This window comes from Ruegeria sp. CH11, assembly GCF_056537105.1.
This window is the reverse complement of the sequence record NZ_JBQFQX010000032.1, coordinates 1-14754: the sequence shown is the minus strand read 5'-3', so window position 1 is coordinate 14754 and position 14754 is coordinate 1. Positions and strand designations below refer to the sequence as shown.

Below are 14754 nucleotides of genomic sequence, written 5' to 3'. Positions count from 1 at the left end.
ACAGGCCGGACACACGACTGTACTGACAGACCATCGCAACTACAGAAATCTCTTGCAATGCAGGAGCCATCCACACACGACCTTGAGCACGGTCTTCAAATGCTGCGTCGCGGCCCGCATTGTCGACATTCGCCGCAAGAGCAAAAATTGATGTAGGTTGAACTCACAGACTGCGGACAATAGGTGTCGCGAGCGAGTTACTCCGGGCGCAAGTCCTAATAGCACAGATTAGATCGTCATACTTCTTGGTGTCGGTTAACTAACGGAGGCAAAAGGTAGCCACTTACCGACAACACTGGGCCAAGACTCATGGTGCTCGAAGGCGAATCCACGAGATACTCGAAGCCTCGTCGAACGTCAGCCGGTGAATGCTGCCCTCACTTCGGTGCGAAATTCGCCCAAACCCGTCGCTGATCATCGAGTTCTCTGCCAACAAGCCCTTCTTGGCAGAGAACTCAATGAACCCGGTTACACGCTCGACCAAAAAAGGTGGATGCCGCTCTTCAATTGGTGTCGATGGCCCCATAGCTGTAATTAGCAAATCGTCGGACTTAGCTATCGGTGCGCCGTCGAGGCTCTGCAGCGCCACGCCAGCCAGCGGACGATCAAGTGATACCCGAAGGCTGCCTACTTCTAGCGGCCCCGCTTCAAGATTGCCCGCGACCACCAGAGATCGCACAGTTTCGATCCAGATAACTCCACTACTGGGGTCCCTCCGGATTTCACCGGTGTCTGAAACGATGAGGCGAGTGGCGACATCTGGTGGCGATATGTCGTAGCTACGGTAAACTTCATCTGCTTCCTCTCGAGAAGGCTGAAGCCATGGCAATTCTTCGATCTCTGGAAGCTTTGTAATTAGCCGAGATCGCTCAGCCAACGCGCGGATCGCAGTGGATGTGCTGGCAGCATGGTGGGCTCCAAATAACACGCTTGCTTCCGGAGCAATAGCAACCACGCGCGACGCGACGGAGACGTCTCCTCGCCGATACAGCAGCGCTGCGACCGCCAATGGGCCGACAAGTGAAGCATCCTCCGCAATATGCCAATTGTGTGCGGCTCCGGTTGGTCCGAGAGCATCTTGTGCATAACCGTAGATAATAGGCGCATCCCAACCTTGGTACGCGGCGGCAGCGCCAAGGCAAAGCGGAGCCATAAAACGATCCGGTTCTGGCCATGGAGAAATATTCCACTCCGAGATCGTGAGCGGCTTGCCGGCCACCTGTGCCCCAGCGATCACCGAGATCATATCTGATTCTGTTGCGGGATCGGTTTGCGCAATCCCCCGCCGTCCATAGCTGTGCACATCGATAACGTCGCCCACTGTCAGCGATGGAAGGGCCGAGGCCCCCATTCCTCCCCATATGCTTGATGTGGCAATCAGACCCCTGAAGCCCAGCTCTCTGATCTCGGCCACCAGAGGTGCATAGAAGCGCTGCTCAAGGTCGTTAAGAAACTTCTTGGACACCCCATGCTCCCAAGACCTCCACACCTGACCTTTCGGAGTTCCAGTGGAAGCAGCAAATTCATCCGCAAGGGCCATGTAAAGCGCACTGTGCTTCGGGACGTTCTTGTCCGGCAGGAGCCGATTCCCAAAATGATAGGTGGCATCGTTTTCGTTGGAGATCATGACCGCAGCTACGGCTGGGTCATCCTTAAATGCCAATCCTGTGTGCGGGTTCAGATAGGAAAGGTAAGCCCTCTGAAACTCCGCCATTCGATCGCGGACGGACTTGTTGACGAAGTTGAACCCACGGATGTCGCCTTCGCCTTGCTCGATCTCACCCTCAAGTGCGATACCATCCGCGGCGCTGAAGCGGCGGCCCACATGAAGATCAAGCCAAGTGTAAATGCCTTCTGCCTTCAGGCAAGCGACCCATTGGCCGATGCGATCGAGCGCGAACGGGTCTAGCGAAAGGGTCTAGCGAAAGGGTATTGGGTGCTTCCATACCAAATACATTCGGGCTGACCCAGTGTGAGTCGTGATGATGCAGGCGCACGAGATTAAACCCAAGTGAGCCCAAGCGCTTGGCATGTCGACAAATCTGGACCGGTTCGGTGGAAAAGATTGCGTATGCCTGAATATTGGCGCCCCAGAACCTAATTGGAGTGCCGTCCGCCAATACAAGATCGGCACCCTGAGCCCTCACAGGACCGCGGAGACCAGCTGGCTTCTCGTTGAGAAAGCCCAAATTAATGGGAACCTTCGCGGCACTAAGTCGAAGCAGATCGGGTGCCTGCGCAAAAACTGTCAAACTGCATAATCCCGAAAGGAGCGTACTAACAACAAACGCGAGGCGGATTGAGCGACAACACATATGTAATAGTTTGGACAAGCCGAGATGCTTAGCCAAGAGAAGATCAGAGAAGGCAGCAAAAATTATGGTGAGGCCACGCGCAAAAAGTGTACAGCCTCACTTAGTCGATCGCCTCTCAAGTGACCAAAACAACAAATGAATGCGTCCGCTTCGGGCTCGAAACAGACGTTCTCCGCGCGCAGGATCAAAGACTGCTATCCGGCAGAAGTTATGGTTCGCTTTGTCCGCAGAGGAGCTCACCACTCAACCGGAGATCGTTTCACATAACACCGGTATTCAGCGACGTTCTCACTTTGTTATGGTGTCACCAATCATTCGGAGTTTGCAGAAAACTGCAATTCGACACGCCGTTCGAAGACCACCGCAGTGCGGACAAAGGCGTCTTTGCGCGGATGATGGCGGGTCTGGCCGCCGAGCACGGCGAACAGAAAACCGTCATGATCGACGCAACCTATCTCAAGGCCCACCGACGGGCGACCAGTATGGGCGTGAAAAAGGGGGGCGTGGCCGCCTGATCGGTCGGACCAAAGGCGGTATGAACACGAAGCTGCACACCGTCTGCGACAGCCAGGGGCGTCCGCTGAACCTCTTCGTCGCGGCTGGACAAGTCAGCGACTACATCGGGACCCGCGCTTTGGTGGGCAGTTTGCCAAAGGTTGAATGGCTGCTGGGAGACCGAGGATATGATGCCGACTGGTTTAGAGAAGCGTTGAAAGACAAACGGATACGCGCCTGTATCCCCGACCGGAAGCAGAGAAAGAAGCCGGTGAAGTATGACAAGCGCCGCTACAAACGCCGCAATCGGATCGAGATCATGTTCGGCAGGCTGAAAGACTGGCGACGCGTGACAACTCGATACGACAGATGCCCAAAGGTCTTCCTCTCAGCCATCGTCCTTGCAGCAACCATCATCTATTGACTATGAGTCCTGACCCTAGCCAGACTCTTGCCCAACGGTTTCGTTCAGGCGAACTGCTGCCGAACATAGCGAATGAACAAGGAATATCGCAGAAGCTCCTTGTCAAAATATTCCAGGCAACAGGCACAAAGCTATCCAAGGGGCGCCGCCGCCCCGTGTACGACGATGCAATAATCGCACTGCGATACGCCGAAGTAAAATCCGTACGCAGAGTTCAGATTGAATTTGGCATGTCGTGGGCGACGGAAAACAAGATCGTACGAGAATTAGACCTCAAATAGACGGATACACTGTCATCAGCGCTCGCGCGAATTCCAGTGGTTGGGCGGAAAGCTGTCTTTCGCTGCATCTGCAATGGGGAGCTTTCTCCAGCACAAAGCAGACATTGAATTTTGTCAAAGGCAGGGTGGATAACACTTAGGCGCGAGGAGGTCCGCCAAAACCAATGGTTGGCTATCCAAGAAGAGGCTTCGTATCTAGCTAAGATTTAAGCGTCGCCAAGCCTCACAATTTGAACTTTCCGGGGAAAAGCCCACCTAAGAACCTTCTTATTAGATCGACAGAGCGACGTCGCGAAAATCCCTGCATATCAGTAAGGTAGTTTACCCACATACCTTCCAGCAATGCCAGCGTTCCGCTGGCGGCATCGTCCACCAAGTCTGGGTCACGCCCGGTTTGTTGCGCTATCTCCAAGAACGCAAGCCGCAAGGTTTCAACAAGTCTGTGATCCTGAGTGCTGCTGTAACGGGCAATGCCTGGGTGTGAGCTTGCGATACCTCGGAAAGCATGCCAGATTTTCGTACTTTTTGGATTCAATAAAGCTTCGGACAGATCCGCCTCGATAACAGCCATCACTCGGTCTTCAGGCGATGCATCCAAGCCTAGATCGGTCAATCTGTCCATCTCGGCATAATACTCAGTACTGAAATGCTGAGCCGCTGCGGTCAGCAGATTGTCCTTCCCCCCGAAATGCAAATGGATCATTCCGCGTGATAAACCGGAACGCTCGCAGATGCGGCTGACCGACGTATCGGTAACTCCAATATCAGCAATAGTGTCCAATGTTGCCATGATCAGAAGCTGCCGATTGGCCTCTGGGTCACGCTTCGAACTACGCTTTCGTCCTTTGAATTCTGTCGCTCTATTCAATGATTCCATTGGCTTAGGGTCTTCTAATTTGGGCGGTTCACAGGAAGATTGACACGAAAGGCCTTTCTGGCGCAACATTAAATGGACGATCGTCCATTAGTGGCTCGTAAATCCAAGAAGGGGATATGGTGATTTTTCGCAGCGAAGCGTCCCGGGGTTTTACCCTCAGCGCACCGGCCACGGCTTACGTGGGGTTTCTGGTGGCAGCGCCTTTAGTGATCTTGATTGCCTATTCTTTCTGGACCCAAACCTACGTAACGCTCGACAAGACACCGACGCTGAAAAACTATAGCGAGGCATTTGCTGATCCGCTGGTTCGACACTTAATGCTAAGGTCGATCTGGATTGCCGGAGCAGTTACGGTAGTCACTGTCGCACTGGCCTATCCCATCGCGTATTTTATCGCGATGAAGGCCCGGAAAAAGACCATCTGGCTTCTGCTCATCACCATTCCGTTCTGGTCCAGCTATCTGTTGCGTGTGTTTGCCTGGAAACTCATCCTTGGGTTCAACGGGGTGATGAATTCTGCGCTGCTGATGCTTGGTCTGATCGACGAACCGCTCGACTTCTTGCTCTATAATGAATTCGCCGTCGTGCTGACGCTTGCCCACGCCTGGGCACCTTTTGCGATCCTGCCGATCTATGTCTCGTTGCAGAAGATCGATCCGAGCCTATTGGAGGCCGCCACCGACCTCGGCAACAGCCCTTTGCAACGCTTCATGCGGGTGACGCTGCCGCTGACGATCCCGGGGATAATTGCTGCTTGCCTGATCATCTTCATCCCCACTGTCGGTGACTATGTGACCCCGGCACTCGTCGGCGGATCGGACGGGAAGATGATTGCTAATCTTATTCAGGTGCAGTTCGGTGCCGCCAACAACTGGCCCCTCGGAGCTACGTTGTCGCTGATCGCAATGCTGTCGGTTGGCTTCGTCGCCATTGTGTTTGTCATTACCGCCACCCGGCTTGGGAGGCGGATCAAATGAGACGTCCTTCAACGCTGACAGCCTACGCTTTCCTCTACCTGGTATTTTTGTACCTGCCGGTCCTTTTCCTGCCGTTGTTCTCGTTCAACAGCGGCACAATCGTTGCCTTTCCGATCAAGGGTTGGACGCTGGACTGGTATCGGAAGCTGGGCGAGCAGGATACATTGATCCAGGCCCTTTGGAATTCACTTGGCGTCGGCACGGTCGTTGCAATTCTATCCACGGCTATGGGGCTCTTTGCCGCTCGCGCCTTTGTTCGCTATCGGTTTAGGGGTCAGCGTGCGGCTGAAGGGCTGGTGATGCTGCCTTTGGTTATTCCGGGTATTATCGTGGCCTCGTCAATGCTGGTCCTGTTTCTGTTTCTCGGTCTCAAACCGTCTTTGCTGACCGTTGTTCTGGGCCATACGTTCCTCGCCTTGCCGTTTTCCGTTTCGATCTTGAAATCTGCCTTTGATGACTTTGACGCATCGCTGGAAGAGGCATCTTACGATCTGGGCGTCGGCGTGTTCGAAACCTTCCGCCGCGTGACGCTGCCAGTCGTTTCCCCCGGTATCATAGCCAGCATGCTGGTCACTTTTACGGTCAGCTTCGATGAGTTCGTCCTCGCCTTTTTCCTGTCAGGTAACCAGCCAACCCTCCCGGTCTATATCTGGAGCCAGATCCGTTTCCCCGCCAAGCTTCCCAATGTGCTGGCGCTTGGCTCCATCTTGCTGCTCACCTCGGTTCTGCTTTTGGTATTGGCCGAGTATTTCCGCCGCCGCTCATCTGCATCAGAGGTCCGATGACAGTCAGAAATATCATAGAACTCAGGGGCGTCGAGAAACGCTATGGCACTTTCCTAGCGGCTAGCGGGATCAACCTCGATCTCAAAGAGGGCGAATTTTTCTCGCTTCTCGGCCCATCGGGATGCGGCAAGACCACGGTATTGCGGATGATCGCGGGTTTCCAGGAACCGACCGAGGGCACCGTGCTGATCGATGGTCAGGATATGGAAGGTGTCCCAGCCAACAACCGGCCAACAAACATGGTCTTTCAAAGCTACGCCATCTTCCCGCACTTGAACGTTGGGAACAACGTGGCCTATGGACTACGGGGCAAGGCACCTAAGGCTGAGATCGACCAGCGCGTAGCCGAAGCCCTAGAAATGGTCGAGCTGGGCGGTCTTCAGGATCGCGGTGCAAGCGAGTTATCGGGTGGGCAGCGGCAAAGGGTAGCGCTCGCGCGCGCGCTGATCATGCGACCCAAAGTGTTGCTGCTGGATGAGCCTTTGTCAGCTCTCGACAAGAAGTTGCGCGAACAGATGCAGTTTGAAATGCGCAATTTGCAGCAATCGCTTGGTATCACCTTTGTGATGGTCACACACGACCAATATGAGGCGATGACCATGTCAGATCGTATTGGCGTGATGTTTAATGGACGGCTCAAGCAGGTGGACACGCCAACCACGCTTTATGCCCGTCCTTGTGATCAGCAAGTGGCCAGTTTCATCGGTGAAATGAACATACTGCCTGCTCAGTTGTTGGGTGAAACCGGCGATATGTTGTCGATCGACGCAGCCGCCTTCGGGCGGATTGAGATCGAGAGAAATCCCAACGTTGTAACCAGCAGTAAAGACATGAACATCGGTATTCGCCCGGAACAATTGGAAATCTCTGCTGAAAAGCCCGAAGACTACCCGTCAACGGTCCAAGGCACTGTCAGCAACGTCGCCTTCTATGGCGAGAACATTCACTACCACATTCAGGTGGCGGGAGCTGACAAACCAATCTCGGTATCGGTTCCGAACTATTTTCACACGGTCGATTTCAAGCGCGGAGACGTAGTTTGGCTGGGGCTTCAGGGGGCCAGCGTGATCGATCTTGGAACAGACACAAAGTAAAACAGTGGGAGGATAGAATGAAACTTAAGAGAATTGCGGCCTTCGCATGTGCGACGGCGATTTGTACGGGAAGTGCCAGTGCCAATGGCGCTGATCTTACGGTTTTTGACTGGTCGGGATATGAAGATCCCGGGTTCTTTGCCAGCTACATGGAAAAGTACGGGAATGAGGCGCCAAGCTATTCTTATTTCGGGAGTCAGGAGGAAGCCTTTACGAAACTAAGTTCGGGTTTCACAGCTGATCTGGCGCATCCTTGTTCCGACGCGGTCCGGAAATGGGTCGCGGCCGATTTGATCCAACCGCTGGACGAAAGCAAGCTGACAAATTGGGCCGATGTGCTGCCTGAGATCAAGGAAGTGGACGCCATCGTACTGGACGGCCAGCTTTACATGTTGCCGTTCGAGTGGGGGAACACGGGCCTTATCTATCGCACCGACAAAATCTCAGGCGATGACATCTCGCTGCAACTGCTGGCTGATCCGGCCTATGCGGGCAAGATCGCCATCCCGGATGCCGCATCGTCTGCATATGCTTTGGCAGCGCTGGCTACTGGAAATGCCGACAATTACACGAATCTGAGTGACGAACAGTTCAAGGAAGCATCTGATTTCCTGCGCTCGATCCACCCGAACATGCGCTTTTACTGGTCAGATGCGGGTCAGTTCGATCAGGCAATGACCAGTGGTGAGATCGAACTGGGCTGGGCCTGGAACCAGTCCGAACTGAACCTGATCTGGAACGAAGTGCCTGCCGCCATGATGCGTGACGTCGACAAAGGTATCGCGACCTGGGCGTGTGGCTACGTGCATCTGAAATCTTCGACGACACCTGTCGATCAGGTCTACGATCTGTTGAACGCGCTCTCCGATCCTGCCAGCGGCCAGTACATCATCGACAATTGGGGCTACCCACATTCCAACGCAAAAGCGTTCGAAATAGCCGATCAAGCCAACATCGAAGCCTATGGTTTCTCTGATCCCAAGAGTTTCTTCGAAGGCAGCTTATTCTTTGATGCGGTGAATCCCGAGCTTGAGGCGAAAATGCTGTCTGAATTTGAACGGATCAAAGCCGGCTTCTAACACAACTCCATTTCCGGGGCCTTTCGGTTCCGGATCCCAAATACAGGAAAACGCGTGAACATGTTGGACGCGAACCCATATGCTCTGCTTTTTGAACCGGTCCAGATCGGTCCGGTGACAGCCAGGAACCGCTTCTATCAGGTGCCCCATTGCACCGGGCTGGGGCACCTCCGTCCACGGGCGGATGCTGCCGTTCGCGGGATGAAAGCCGAAGGCGGGTGGGCGGTGGTTTCAAATCAGGAGACTGAGATCCACCCAACCTCAGACTTGTCTCCTTATGCCGAGGGACGGTTATGGGACGGGCGCGATGTGCCCGCGTTGCGGCTGATGACGGATGCGGTACATGCGCATGGTGCGCTGGCGGCCATTCAGCTGGTTCACAATGGCAATCATGCGCAGAACCTGCTGACCCGCGCTCCGGTTCTTGCTCCTTCCGAGATGTCCGTCGATACAACGCATCCCAAGCAGGCGCAGGCCATGGATAAGTCCGATATTCGCGAATTCCGCCGCTGGCACCGCGAGGCCGCTTTGCGTGCGAAAGACGCCGGATTTGACATCATATACGTCTATGCCGGGCACAATATGACATTGGCGCAGCACTTTATGTTGCCGCATATGAACCAGCGTAGTGATGAATACGGCGGGTCGCTTGAAAATCGGGTACGTCTGACACGCGAATTGCTGCAGGATACTCACGAAGCGGTGGGTGACAGCTGCGCCGTGGCGTTCCGCTTTGCCATTGACGAGATGATGGGCGTCAGCGGCATGCAGGCCGCGGAAGAAGGCCGCGCCGTGGTCGAGATTTTGTCCGACCTCCCGGATCTCTGGGATGTGAATGTAGCCGACTGGTCCAATGACAGTGCGACGACCCGTTTTCAGCCAGAAGACGGATATCAGAACGCGTTTCTGTCACACGTCAAACAGATCACCCGGAAACCTGTGGTTGGTGTCGGGCGCCTGACATCCCCCGACATGATGCTGTCGATGGTCAAAAAGGGAATTGTCGACCTTATCGGAGCCGCACGACCTTCCATCGCGGACCCGTTCATTCCGAAAAAGATTGAAGAGGGCCGCATTGACGAAATCCGCGAATGCATCGGCTGCAATATCTGCGTTTCATCCGACAATCTGGGCATCCCGATCCGCTGCACTCAAAACCCCACGATGGGTGAGGAATGGCGGCGCGGTTGGCACCCCGAGATCATCGCGCCGAAGAAGAGCAACGCGGATACTTTGGTCATTGGCGGTGGCCCTGCAGGTCTTGAATGCGCTACGCAGTTGGCAAGGCGAGGATATCAAGTGACCTTGGCCGAGGCGTCAGCCGAATTGGGCGGGCGGGTTACGAAGGAAAGCAAACTTCCCGGCCTCGCAGCCTGGTCCCGCGTCGTCGACTACCGCCTGAATGACCTAAGGCAGCGCGGCAACGTTCAGTTGTTCACTGACAGCAGACTTGATGGCGATCAGGTGGCAGAGCTAGGCGTCGAACACGTCTTTGTTGCCACTGGCAGCCATTGGCGCACCGACGGCATCGGCCGTGGCACACAACGCCGTATGCCTCAGATCGAGCAAAGCGCCAAAGTGTTGACACCTGATGACATCATGAACGGTCGTCTGCCTCCGGATGGGCCGGTGATGATCTATGATGATGACCACATCTATCTGGCAGGGGTGATCGCCGAAAAACTGGCAACCGCGGGATACCAGGTGGTTTTTGTCACGCCGGAGAGTTTGGTCTCAGCTTACGCCGTCAATACTTTGGAGCAGCCGCGCATTCAGGCCCGGCTGATCGAGCTCGGCATAGACATTCGCTGCAATCAGGTGCTGACGGCGGTTGAAGGTGGCATGGCGCGCATCGGTTGTGCCTTTACCGGTCGCGAAACGGATATTCCGTGTGCCTCGACAGTTCTGGTCACCGAGCGCCATCGAGAGACAGCGCTTTATGACAGCTTGCGCGGTCTCGGGTTGAAGACCCTTGAACTTATTGGCGATGCCGCTTCTCCGGGACTGATCGTCGACGCAGTCTTCTCGGGTCATCGCGCCGCCCGCGACTTTGAACGCCCCAAGGCAGAAGCAGACAAGGACTGGTTTCGCCGCGAGATAATCGATTTGGAGGAAACGTGATGAACAGCCGACCGTTTGAGTTGGATGCGTTGATAGCCTCGCACCAGTACGGCCACGCCTTACCGCGCGGTTTCTATACCTCGCAAGACATCTATAATTATGACATCGCCCAGGTCTGGAACCGCAACTGGCTTTGGGCAGGGCATGTCAGCCAAATCCCAAACCCCGGTGACTACTTCCTGTTCGACTATGGCCCGGAGAGCATTATCGTTGTTCGCGACCGCGAAGGCGAAGTTTGCGCTCATTTGAATGTCTGTCGCCATCGGGGTTCTCGCGTTTGCACCGAACAGTCCGGCAACGCCCGTGTTCTTGTTTGCCCCTACCACGCCTGGACATATGAGCTATCGGGTAAACTTCGTGCGGGCCACAATATGGGGGAACATTTTGACCCATCCAAATTCGGGCTTTTTCCCGTTCAGGTGAGTGTCTTCAAAGGGCTGATCTTTGTCTGTGCCGATGCTGATACACCATCGCTTGATCCTGTCCTCAACCAACTTTCGCCACTTGTCGAGCCTTATGGCTTTGACGATCTGAAAGTAGCGCATACGGCGTCATTTCCCGTTCCCGCGAATTGGAAACTGGCGGTTGAGAACTATCTTGAGTGCTACCATTGCGGGCCAGCGCACAACGAATATTCCCGTTCTCATAGCCTGAAGTCGCCGCAAGACATGGCTGGTTTGGTTGAACCGCTAAAGGCAAAAGCTGTGGAAGCCGGGCTGTCACCTGATGAGTTGGCGCTTGTCGGCGACGCTGCGCCCACCCCGTTCACCAGCGGGTACTATCGGCGCTATCCACTTTATCCAGGCTACAAAACCGGCAGCAAATCGGGAGAGGCGCTTGCGCCATTGCTTGGAACGTTGAAAGGTTTCGACGGTGGCGCAACTGACTTTGACATTGGTCCATTGAACTGGTTCCTGATCTATTCGGATCACATGGTCGGCTATCGCTTCATTCCGCGGGGCCTGCAGGAAACCGACATTCAGGTGGTCTGGCTGGTTCGCGCTGACGCCGAAGAAGACCAAGACTATGACAAAGAAGACCTGACCTGGCTTTGGCATGTCACATCTATGGATGACGAACGTATCATTCGCCACAACCAGTCCGGCGTAAATTCTCAATACTTCCAACCGGGCCCCTTGGGCGAGATGGAAACCTCGATCCAGGACTTCTACGATTTCTATTTCAACATGATCAGCCCGGAACCAGAACAAAGGATGTCCGGTCATGGCTGAGGCAAAATCACGCCGTCGCGGCGGCGGCGGGCGCGCCGCGCGCATAAAGGTTCAACAGGCAACCACGGGCAATGAGGCCGTACGTGGAGGCCTAAGTGGCGGACGCTATAAACCGCTGACACAAGCAGATATGGAGAACATCCATCAAGCGGCCTTGACCGTTCTGGAAAACACCGGCGTTACCGACCATTTCCCGGAATTGCTTGATCTGGTGCTTCCCAAAGGCGCGGTGATGAACGACCTCAATCGGCTGTGCTTTCCCCGCGCGCTGATGGAAGACATCCTGGCTGGCGCTGCCAAGGAGTTTTATGTCTATGCCCGCGGTGAGCGTGAAGGCAAAGACGACATGCATTGCTCGGCAGAGAGCGTTTACTTCGCCAACTCTGGCACCGCCGTCACGACCTTTGACTCGCACACCAAGTCCTATCGCCCATCGGTTCTGCGTGATGTCTATGACTTTACCCGACTAGTGGACCGCTTGGACAACATCCATATGCTGGGCGACACAGTTTTGGCCACCGATGTGACCGATGATTTCGCTCACGATATGAACACCATATATGCAATGCTCGCAGGTAGCCAAAAGCCTGCCTGTCTGACCTTTCGCGACCGCAGTCATATCCCGCATGCCATCCGCATGTTTGATTTGGCTCAGGGTGGCGAGGGGGCTTTTATGAAAAAGCCAAGCGTCATTTTTGGCGGCTGCCCCATGGTTTCGCCCTTGCGGATCGGCAAGGAAAATATGGAAATCCTGATTGATACCGCCAAACTTGGCTTGACAGTCGATCTGGCTGTGCCTCCGCAGGCCGGGGCCACAGCCCCCGCGACGCTTGCGGGAACACTGGTTCAAACCGTGGCCGAAACGTTGGCCTGTGTTGCGATCGTGAACCTCATCACACCAGGTTGTCCTATCTGCTTTGCTGCGTGGCCCTTTATCACCGATCTGCGCAGCGGGTCTTTCACCGGAGGCAGCGGCGAACAGGCTCTCATAGGGGCGGCAGCCATTCAGATGGGCAATTTCTATGGCCTTCCCACATCCGTTGGCGCAGGCATGACCGACGCCAAAATACCCGACGCGCAATACGGATTGGAAAAGGCGCTGACCTTCACGCTTGCCGCTCATGCCGGAGCCAATCGCCTATGCGAGTTCGGTGGTATGATCGGCAGCTTGATGGGATGCAGTTTTGAAAGCATGGTTATCGATGACGAAGCGGGCGGTATGATCCTGCGATCGTTGCGCGGGATAGAGGTAACGGATGAAACCATGGCAGTGGATGTGATCCACCAGTGCGCCATCGATCCTGGTCACTTCCTCGGCAACCCACACACGCTGAACTATATGAACAGCGAGTTCGTCTACCCGCGGCTTATGGATCGTGAGCGTACAGATACATGGGAAAACGAAGGCAAAACTGATCTGATGGACCGCGCCCGTGACAAGGCCAATTCCATTCTCGACAACCATTTCCCCAACTACTTCGGTGCCTCAGACGCTCAGGTTCGTGAAGAGTTCCCAATTGTGATGAGCGCAGAAAGCATGGCCCGCCGTGGATAATTCAAACGCCAAGCAATGGGACAACGATCACTTCCTTCACCCGTGGGAAGGGATGGCAACTTTGCGCGAGAACGACCGGACATTTATCGAGGGTGCCAGCGGCATCCATGTGGTGAACGAACAAGGCGAACGCTTGATCGACGGGCCGGGAGGCATGTGGTGCACCCAGATCGGTTATGGACGAGAGGAGATGGCCGAGGCCATGGCTGAGCAAGCGCGTAACCTTGCCTATTTCTCGCCCTTCAACAACGCCAACTCGACCGCTGCCCGGTTCGCACGCGAAATCGCCAAACGTGCGCCGGGCGATTTGAACAATGTCTTTTTTACCACCGGTGGTTCCACTGCGGTGGATACGGCTATCCGATTTGTCCATTTTCGAAACAATCTTATGGGTCGTCCCGAGAAAAAGAAAATCATTTCAAGGCAAAAGGCCTATCATGGAAGCACCTACTTGGCGGCCAGCGTCAGTGGAAAAGAGCGTGACAGGCTTTGGCTCGACAAGGCCGATGACCTCGCACATTTCCTGCCGGACGTGAATCCGCTCTACCGCGCACCTGGTCAAAGCGAAGTGAGCTTTCTGAACGAGAAAGTTTCCGATCTTGAAAATGCCATTGTGGCGCTTGGTCCAGAAAATGTTGCCGCTTTTATCGCTGAACCGGTCCTGGCGTCTGGTGGTGTGATCGTGCCGCCAAAAGGATATCACGAAGGCTGTTTAAACATCTGCAGGAAGTATGATGTTCTGTATATCTCCGACGAAGTGGTGACAGCTTTCGGGCGATTGGGTCATTGGTTTTCGTCAGAGTCTGTTTTCGGCATCCAACCAGACATAATCACTTGCGCCAAAGGAATGACCTCTGGGTACGCGCCGATGGGTGCCGCGATAATCTCTGACCGCTTGATCGCAGACGTTGCAGGGAAAGGTGCGACCTTCTCAAATGGTTACACCTATTCTGGTCACCCGGTCAGCGCGGCTGCGGGATTGAAAAGCATGGAGATTTTTGAACGAGAAAAGCTACTCGAACACGTTCGAAAAGTCGCTCCGATATTTCAAGATCAACTGCAGCAGTTACGTCACGTTGACATCGTTGCCGATGTGCGCGGGATGGGTTTGATGGGGTGCGTTCAATGCTCGGTTGATGGTGATCCTCAGAGCGATTTGGGTCGCGACTACGAGATTGGTGGCCAGATCGATATTGAATGCCAAAAACGTGGGTTATTGGTTCGACCTGTGATCAACATGTGTGTTCTTTCACCGCCCCTTATCATTGGCGAAAGTGAAATTAAGAAGATGTTTTCTATCTTGCGCGAAGGGCTTGAAGCGACAAGAACGTGGCTTGTTGGAATCAGAGACCAATGAAGAGCAGGCACAACGGTTGCGTATGTCCACAGAACGAGATGCCTCTGCAGCATTTGGATTCCGTTCCAAATGTCGTGTGTGGATGGCTCCTGCATTGCAAGAGATTTCTGTAGTTGCGATGGTCTGTCAGTACAGTCGTGTGTCCGGCCTGTTTGCGTGGCG

General features: G+C 54.6%; 11 protein-coding genes and 1 pseudogene. 10 read left to right on the top strand and 2 right to left on the bottom strand.

What is annotated here, in order from left to right; all coding sequences use genetic code 11:
- Positions 1–307 precede the first annotated feature (307 nt).
- Complete coding sequence (locus ACR0LX_RS22545) at positions 308–1825, bottom strand: cellulase family glycosylhydrolase (RefSeq protein WP_480785569.1); 1518 nt, start codon at positions 1823–1825, stop codon at positions 308–310.
- A gap of 852 nt (positions 1826–2677) precedes the next feature.
- Here ACR0LX_RS22545 and ACR0LX_RS22540 point away from each other — a divergent pair.
- Positions 2678–3234 (top strand): annotated as a pseudogene (locus tag ACR0LX_RS22540) (IS5 family transposase); the annotation flags it as partial.
- Between the two features lie 504 nt (positions 3235–3738).
- Here the strand turns inward: ACR0LX_RS22540 and ACR0LX_RS22535 are convergent.
- Positions 3739–4305: a TetR family transcriptional regulator C-terminal domain-containing protein gene (locus ACR0LX_RS22535; RefSeq protein ID WP_480785568.1), complete on the bottom strand. Its 567-nt coding sequence runs from the start codon at positions 4303–4305 to the stop codon at positions 3739–3741.
- A gap of 203 nt (positions 4306–4508) precedes the next feature.
- Here ACR0LX_RS22535 and ACR0LX_RS22530 point away from each other — a divergent pair, with 203 nt between their 5' ends.
- The 9 genes from ACR0LX_RS22530 to ACR0LX_RS22490 form a co-directional block, all read left to right on the top strand.
- Positions 4509–5369 carry an ABC transporter permease gene (locus tag ACR0LX_RS22530; RefSeq protein ID WP_480785567.1) on the top strand — a complete coding sequence of 287 codons (861 nt, stop codon included), beginning with the start codon at positions 4509–4511 and terminating at the stop codon, positions 5367–5369.
- Positions 5366–6154 carry an ABC transporter permease gene (locus ACR0LX_RS22525; protein ID WP_170560404.1) on the top strand — a complete coding sequence of 263 codons (789 nt, stop codon included), beginning with the start codon at positions 5366–5368 and terminating at the stop codon, positions 6152–6154. The genes ACR0LX_RS22530 and ACR0LX_RS22525 overlap by 4 nt, the downstream gene beginning before the upstream one ends.
- A complete protein-coding gene (locus ACR0LX_RS22520) occupies positions 6151–7248 on the top strand; it encodes an ABC transporter ATP-binding protein (protein ID WP_480785566.1) in 1098 nt (365 codons plus the stop codon). The genes ACR0LX_RS22525 and ACR0LX_RS22520 overlap by 4 nt, the downstream gene beginning before the upstream one ends.
- 17 nt (positions 7249–7265) lie before the next feature.
- A complete protein-coding gene (locus tag ACR0LX_RS22515; RefSeq protein ID WP_480580038.1) occupies positions 7266–8327 on the top strand; it encodes an extracellular solute-binding protein in 1062 nt (353 codons plus the stop codon).
- Positions 8328–8387: 60 nt separating this feature from the next.
- A complete protein-coding gene (locus ACR0LX_RS22510; protein ID WP_480785571.1) occupies positions 8388–10448 on the top strand; it encodes an oxidoreductase in 2061 nt (686 codons plus the stop codon).
- Positions 10448–11680, top strand: coding sequence for an aromatic ring-hydroxylating oxygenase subunit alpha (locus tag ACR0LX_RS22505; RefSeq protein WP_480785565.1), 1233 nt, complete (start codon positions 10448–10450; stop codon positions 11678–11680). The genes ACR0LX_RS22510 and ACR0LX_RS22505 overlap by 1 nt, the downstream gene beginning before the upstream one ends.
- Entirely contained in the window at positions 11673–13235 is a 1563-nt protein-coding gene (locus tag ACR0LX_RS22500) for a trimethylamine methyltransferase family protein (protein WP_480785564.1), read from the top strand. The genes ACR0LX_RS22505 and ACR0LX_RS22500 overlap by 8 nt, the downstream gene beginning before the upstream one ends.
- A gap of 52 nt (positions 13236–13287) precedes the next feature.
- Positions 13288–14592 carry an aminotransferase gene (locus ACR0LX_RS22495; protein ID WP_480785570.1) on the top strand — a complete coding sequence of 435 codons (1305 nt, stop codon included), beginning with the start codon at positions 13288–13290 and terminating at the stop codon, positions 14590–14592.
- Positions 14573–14754 (top strand): hypothetical protein (locus tag ACR0LX_RS22490; RefSeq protein ID WP_480785563.1); only part of this gene is annotated, 182 nt, incomplete at its 3' end. The genes ACR0LX_RS22495 and ACR0LX_RS22490, both read left to right, overlap by 20 nt.